The 5,754-nt window shown below is 67.3% G+C and carries 7 protein-coding genes; all 7 read left to right on the forward strand.

What is annotated here, in order from left to right; all coding sequences use genetic code 11:
• Window positions 1-53 precede the first annotated feature (53 nt).
• Window positions 54-896, forward strand: a complete 843-nt coding sequence (gene kdsA, locus ACESMN_RS10035; RefSeq protein ID WP_373053482.1) for a 3-deoxy-8-phosphooctulonate synthase — start codon at window positions 54-56, stop codon at window positions 894-896.
• Window positions 897-964: 68 nt separating this feature from the next.
• Complete coding sequence (gene eno, locus ACESMN_RS10040; protein WP_373053461.1) at window positions 965-2,245, forward strand: phosphopyruvate hydratase; 1,281 nt, start codon at window positions 965-967, stop codon at window positions 2,243-2,245.
• A 134-nt stretch (window positions 2,246-2,379) separates the two neighbouring features.
• Complete coding sequence (ftsB, locus tag ACESMN_RS10045) at window positions 2,380-2,694, forward strand: cell division protein FtsB (protein ID WP_373053462.1); 315 nt, start codon at window positions 2,380-2,382, stop codon at window positions 2,692-2,694.
• Entirely contained in the window at window positions 2,687-3,412 is a 726-nt protein-coding gene (gene ispD, locus ACESMN_RS10050) for a 2-C-methyl-D-erythritol 4-phosphate cytidylyltransferase (protein ID WP_373053463.1), read from the forward strand. The genes ftsB and ispD overlap by 8 nt, the downstream gene beginning before the upstream one ends.
• On the forward strand, window positions 3,409-4,503 hold the full coding sequence (locus tag ACESMN_RS10055; RefSeq protein ID WP_373053464.1) for a lipoyl protein ligase domain-containing protein: 1,095 nt from the start codon (window positions 3,409-3,411) through the stop codon (window positions 4,501-4,503). The genes ispD and ACESMN_RS10055 overlap by 4 nt, the downstream gene beginning before the upstream one ends.
• A 35-nt stretch (window positions 4,504-4,538) precedes the next feature.
• A complete protein-coding gene (locus ACESMN_RS10060) occupies window positions 4,539-5,201 on the forward strand; it encodes a hypothetical protein (RefSeq protein ID WP_373053465.1) in 663 nt (220 codons plus the stop codon).
• Entirely contained in the window at window positions 5,191-5,715 is a 525-nt protein-coding gene (gene ispF / locus ACESMN_RS10065) for a 2-C-methyl-D-erythritol 2,4-cyclodiphosphate synthase (protein ID WP_373053466.1), read from the forward strand. Before ACESMN_RS10060 ends, ispF begins: the two co-directional genes overlap by 11 nt.
• Window positions 5,716-5,754 lie beyond the last annotated feature (39 nt).

Raw genomic sequence — 5,754 nt, forward strand, 5'->3', positions numbered from 1 at the left:
TATCAGGAAGCCAAGGCCACCCTGACCAAGCAGTCTGTCGCATGACCCTGCCCATGGATCTCTGCGGATTCCAGGTCGGTCCGGACCGTCCAATGTTCCTGATCTCGGGCCCCTGCGTGATCGAGTCCGAGCAGCTCGCGCTGGATACCGCCGGGACGCTTGCGGAGATTTCCGCCGGGCTCGGCATTCCGTTCATATACAAGTCCTCCTTCGACAAGGCGAACCGCTCCTCGACCCGGAGCTTCCGCGGACCGGGCATGAATAAGGGCCTGCAGATCCTTGAGAAGGTAAGGAAGACCCTGAATGTCCCGGTGCTGACCGACGTGCACGAGGACACCCCGCTCGGTGAGGTCGCCGACGTGGTGGATGTGCTGCAGACCCCGGCCTTCCTGTGCCGGCAGACGAACTTCATCCAGAATGTCGCCCGCCAGGGGCTTCCGGTGAACATCAAGAAGGGTCAGTTCCTCGCCCCCTGGGACATGGACAACGTGGTGGCCAAGGCACGCGAGGCCGGGAACGAGCAGATCATGGTCTGCGACCGCGGCGTCTCCTTCGGATACAACACGCTGATCTCGGACATGCGGGGTCTCGCGGTGATGCGCCGGACGGGTTGTCCGGTGGTCTTCGACGCCACGCATTCGGTGCAGCAGCCGGGCGGCCTCGGGGCGGTCTCCGGAGGGCAGCGCGAATTCGTGCCGGTGCTGGCGCGCGCCGCCGTGGCGGCGGGCGTGTCCGGGGTCTTCATGGAGACCCATCCCGACCCGGAGCACGCGCTGTCCGACGGCCCCAATGCGTGGCCGCTGTCGCTGTTGCGGGACCTGCTGGAGACGCTCGTGGAACTGGACCGTACCGTGAAGGCGCGCCCGCTCGCGGAAGCGGCGTTCGGCCTGGGCTGAGGCCGCATTTCCTGAATTCCGACGGCGTCCCGGACGGCATCCGGGACGCCTCCTTCAAGGAGAGAATCATGGCTTTGATTGCCGATGTGCATGGCCGGGAGATCGTGGACTCCCGGGGTAACCCGACCGTCGAGGCCGACGTGGTCCTCGATACCGGTGCGCGTGGCCGCGCGGCGGTGCCGTCGGGCGCATCGACCGGCGCCCGGGAGGCGATCGAGTTGCGCGACGGCGGGGCGCGCTATGGCGGCAAGGGCGTGCTCCGCGCGGTGGCCCATGTCAACGGCGAGCTGCGCGACGCCCTGCGCGGTACCGAGGCCGACCAGGAAGCGGCCGACCGGCGCATGATCGAGCTCGATGGTACGGCGAACAAGGATCGACTGGGCGCCAATGCGTTGCTGGCCGTGTCGCTGGCCCTGGCCCATGCGCGCGCTGCGGAGGCCGGACTACCGCTGTTCAGGAGTCTGGGCGGAGCGGATGCCGGGGTGCTGCCGGTGCCGATGATGAACATCGTCAACGGCGGTGCCCACGCGAGCAACAGCGTCGACATGCAGGAATTCATGATCGTGCCGGTCGGTGCCGGCAGCCTGACCGAGGCCGTGCGCTACGGTGCGGAGGTCTTCCATGCGCTGAAGAAACTGCTCCAGCAGCGGGGCCTGAGCACGGGGGTGGGCGACGAGGGCGGCTTCGCGCCCGACCTGCCGTCCAATGCGGCCGCGGTGGAGGTGATTCTCGAGGCGATCGAGCAGACGGGGTTTCGGGCCGGCGATGACATCTGGATCGGCCTGGACTGCGCCAGCTCCGAGTTCTATCGGGACGGCCGCTATCGCCTGGTCTCCGAGGGGCGTGACTTCTCGGCCGACGAGTTCATCGACTATCTCGCCGACTGGGTCGACCAGTACCCGATCCTCACCATCGAGGACGGCCTGGCCGAGGATGACTGGGACGGCTGGAAGCGGCTGACCGACAGGCTCGGCGACCGGGTGCAGCTGGTCGGGGACGACCTCTTCGTTACCAACACCCGTATCCTGCGGGACGGCATCGACCGCGGGGTCGCCAACTCGATCCTGGTCAAGGTGAACCAGATCGGGACCCTGACCGAGACCCTGGAGGCGATCGCGATGGCGCGCGAGGCCGGTTACAGTGCGGTGATCTCTCACCGTTCGGGCGAGACCGAGGACGTGACCATCGCGGATCTGGCCGTGGCAAGCGGGGTGGGCCAGATCAAGACCGGCTCGCTGTCCCGCTCGGATCGTGTCGCCAAGTACAATCAGCTGATCCGGATCGAGGAGATGCTGGGTTCCGGGGCGCGCTACCCGGGTCTCGACGCCTTTCCGGCGCGCCCCCGCTGATGCGCTTGCCGACGCCGGATCGGGATGGCCAGGGCTGGCGGCGCGGTTGAGTTGCGGCGCCGCGGACCCAATCCCGCACCCGCGAACCTCGCGCGTGCAGGTGTGGCTGACTCCATTCATGTGGACCGGGCCTGATGCGCTGGCTGCTCGGCCTGCTGCTTGCGGCGCTGGTCGGCCTGCAGTGGTCGCTATGGTTCGGCGAGGGAAGCTGGCGCGATGTCCTGGAGTTGCGCGAGGCGAATCGCCTCCAGCAGATCCAGAACGAGGAGCTGCGCAGCCGGAATCAGGCGCTGGAGGCGGAGGTGGAAGACCTGCGCAGCGGCAGCGAGGCCGTCGAGGAGCGCGCGCGGCGGGACCTGGGCATGATCCGCGAGGACGAGATCTTCTTCCTGCCGGTCGATCCGGGCGTGGAGATGCAAGTCGAGCCGGAGGACCCGCGCAATGACTGAGGGGCGCGCGCCCGCGCTCTGGGCGTTGATCCCGGCGGCGGGTGTCGGACGGCGTATGGGGGCGGAGCGGCCGAAGCAGTTCTTGAGGCTTGGCTCGCGGTCCGTGCTCGAGCACACCCTGGGCATCTTCCTCGAACATCCGGCGATCCGCGGCGTGGTGCTGGTCGTCGGATCCGGTGTCGACTCCGACGCGATGGAACTGCCGAGCGCGGGAGGCCGCCTGTTTCTGGTGACAGGCGGTGCCGAACGCGCCGACTCGGTGCGCAACGGCCTCGAGTTCCTGGCCGGGCGAGCCGGACCGGAAGACTGGGTGCTGGTGCATGATGCCGCACGGCCCTGCCTTCCCCCTGAAGATCTGGACCGCCTGATCAGCCTGCTGCAGCATGATCCGGTCGGTGGCCTGCTGGCGGCCCCGAGCAGCGATACCCTGAAGCTCGCGGGGACCGGAGAACGGGTGGAGCGCACCTTGGACCGCAGCAGTGTCTGGCGGGCCCTGACGCCGCAGATGTTCCGTCTGCAGGCCCTTCGCGAGGCACTGGATGCGGCCGCGGCCTCGGGGGTCGCGGTAACCGACGAGGCGAGCGCGATGGAGTTCGCGGGCGCCCACCCCCGCATCGTGGAAGGCAGTCCGATGAACATCAAGATCACGCAGCCGGAGGATCTGGAGGTTGCGGAGATCTATCTGAGAAGGCAACAGCGACTGAGGAATGCTGGATGAATAGAATTCGAGTGATCGATGTCGGTTACGTCCCTCCACTGGAGTCGATGGCCACCTTCCATGCGGTTGCGGAGAGCATGAAGGAGGGCGACGACCCGGTGGTCACGCTGGTGAACCCGACCGACCCCTTCGTTTCCGTTGGGCTGCATCAGGACATCGACCAGGAGGTGGATACCGCCTACTGCGAGGCCCACGGTCTCCCGATCGTCCGGCGCGACGTCGGCGGCGGAGCGGTGTATCTCAACCGTGACCAGATGTTCTTCCACTTCGTCTACCCGTATCGCCTGGCGCCGGCCCGGGTGGAGGCGATCTACTCGCATTTCATCGCGCCGGTGCTGGCCACCTACCAGGCCCTCGGGGTGCCGGCGGTCTTCCGGCCGGTGAACGACATCCACGTGAACGGACGCAAGATCGGCGGCACCGGTTCGGCACGGATCAACGACGCCACGGTGATGGTCGGCAGCTTCATGTTCGATTTCGACATGGACACGATGGCGCGTTGTCTGAAGGTGAGTTCGGAGAAGTTCCGCGACAAGCTCCGTCAGGGCATGGAGGACTATATGACCACCCTGACTCGCGAGCTCGGACGGCCGCCGGAACGCGAGCGCGTGAAGTCTTTGTTCCTCGGTGCGATCGAGGAACACCTGGGGCACCGGCCCGAGGAATCGCGTCTGACCTCTGCCGAGGAGGAGGCGCTGGAGCGCGTGCACAGCCTGCTGCAGGACCCCGAATGGGTCTATCAGAAGGGGCGCCGCGTGGTGAGCACCGGGGTCAAGATCGCCGCCGGCACGTATCTGGTGGAGGGCATGCACAAGGCCCCGGGCGGCCTGATCCGTGTCCGCATGCTCACCCGCGACAATGCCCTGGAGGACCTCGAGTTCTCCGGCGACTTCACGGTGTTCCCGGCAGATGGTGTCGAGCGCCTCGCGGGAAGACTGCGCGGCGTCACGCTGCCGATGAGCTCGGAGGCCGATACCGCGAGACTGCAGGATCACATTGCCCACGAGATGACGGATCTGGGTCTCGACATCCCGGGTGTCCATGCGGGCGACTTTCTGTCCGCCCTGATGCACGGCATACACCGTGAATAGACGGGACAGCAGGCGGTCGTGACCGGAAGTGCGGGATGAGTCGCTATTGCGAGCGAACCGAGCCGGGCTGGTTTGCGGAGCCGTTGAATACGGTGGCCGGTCTTGCCTACCTGGTCGCCTCCTGGCAGGCCTGGAAACAGCTGGAGCCGGGGCGGTGGCGCGAGCAATGGGACCTGCACCTGCTCGCCGGCCTGATTGCGCTGGTCGGAGTGAGCAGCATGCTCCTGCATGCGAGCGGAGTCGCCTGGCTGGTCTGGGCGGACGTGGCGGCCGTTGCGGCCTTTGCGGCCGCGTACTGGAGTGCATTCCTGTTTCGGGTGCCGCGGTTCCGGCTGCTGGGTCTGACCGTGGCATGGCTGTTGACCCTTGGCGGGTTCCTGCTGTTCTACCTCCTGGTGCCCGGTGCAATGGCCGGCTCCAGCCTGGGTTACCTCCCGATGCTGATCATCCTGCTCGTGGCGGTCGGCCTGGCCGGCCGGGTCGATCGGCGCCTGTCGCGGGACCTGGTGCTGGCAGCGGTCCTCTTTGCCTTCGCGCTGGTGGTGCGGGCGCTGGATCTGGTGCTCTGCGAGTGGGCGGTCGTTGGCACACACTGGCTCTGGCACCTGCTGACGGCCGGGGCGCTGTTCGTGCTGGTGGATGGTCTGCTGCGCCACGTGCGGCTGCGCGAGGCCCAGGAAACGAATGATGGCGGTTGATCTGCGGATCGGCCAGGGCTTCGACGTGCACGCCTTCGGGCCCGGCGACCACCTGGTGCTCGGCGGAGTCAGGATTCCCCACGGCCAGGGCTTTGTCGCGCACTCGGACGGAGACGTCCTGCTGCATGCGCTGTGCGATGCGCTGCTGGGGGCTGCCGCGCTGGGCGACGTCGGTCGGCATTTCCCCGATACCGATCCACGCTTCCGGGGCGCCGACAGCCGCGCATTGCTCAGCGAGGTGCTGGCGCGCGTGCGTGCAGAAGGCTGGGCACCGGTGAATATCGACAGCGTGGTGATTGCCCAGCGACCGAAGATGGCGCCACATATCGATGCGATGCGGGCCAACATCGCCGCGGATTGCCGGCTCCCGTTGTCAGCCGTGAACGTAAAGGCCACCACCACGGAACGCCTCGGCTTCACCGGCCGCGGCGAGGGGATCGCCGCCGAGGCGGTGGTGCTGCTCGGCCCCGCCGGCCCTGCGACGGACAGCGAAAGGACCGAAACCGATTCATAAATCCGTAGGGTGGGCAAAACGAAGTGTGCCCACCGGGGA

It is taken from the genome of Thioalkalivibrio sp., from assembly GCF_041690275.1.
Taxonomy (GTDB): Bacteria; Pseudomonadota; Gammaproteobacteria; order Ectothiorhodospirales; family Ectothiorhodospiraceae; genus Thioalkalivibrio.

What these genes read in the sequence shown, in the direction of transcription:
- kdsA (WP_373053482.1), top strand. Translation starts at nt 54, where the DNA reads ATGGATCTCTGCGGATTCCAGGTCGGTCCGGACCGTCCAATGTTCCTG.
- eno (WP_373053461.1), top strand. Translation starts at nt 965, where the DNA reads ATGGCTTTGATTGCCGATGTGCATGGCCGGGAGATCGTGGACTCCCGG.
- ftsB (WP_373053462.1), top strand. Translation starts at nt 2,380, where the DNA reads ATGCGCTGGCTGCTCGGCCTGCTGCTTGCGGCGCTGGTCGGCCTGCAG.
- ispD (WP_373053463.1), top strand. Translation starts at nt 2,687, where the DNA reads ATGACTGAGGGGCGCGCGCCCGCGCTCTGGGCGTTGATCCCGGCGGCG.
- ACESMN_RS10055 (WP_373053464.1), top strand. Translation starts at nt 3,409, where the DNA reads ATGAATAGAATTCGAGTGATCGATGTCGGTTACGTCCCTCCACTGGAG.
- ACESMN_RS10060 (WP_373053465.1), top strand. Translation starts at nt 4,539, where the DNA reads ATGAGTCGCTATTGCGAGCGAACCGAGCCGGGCTGGTTTGCGGAGCCG.
- ispF (WP_373053466.1), top strand. Translation starts at nt 5,191, where the DNA reads ATGGCGGTTGATCTGCGGATCGGCCAGGGCTTCGACGTGCACGCCTTC.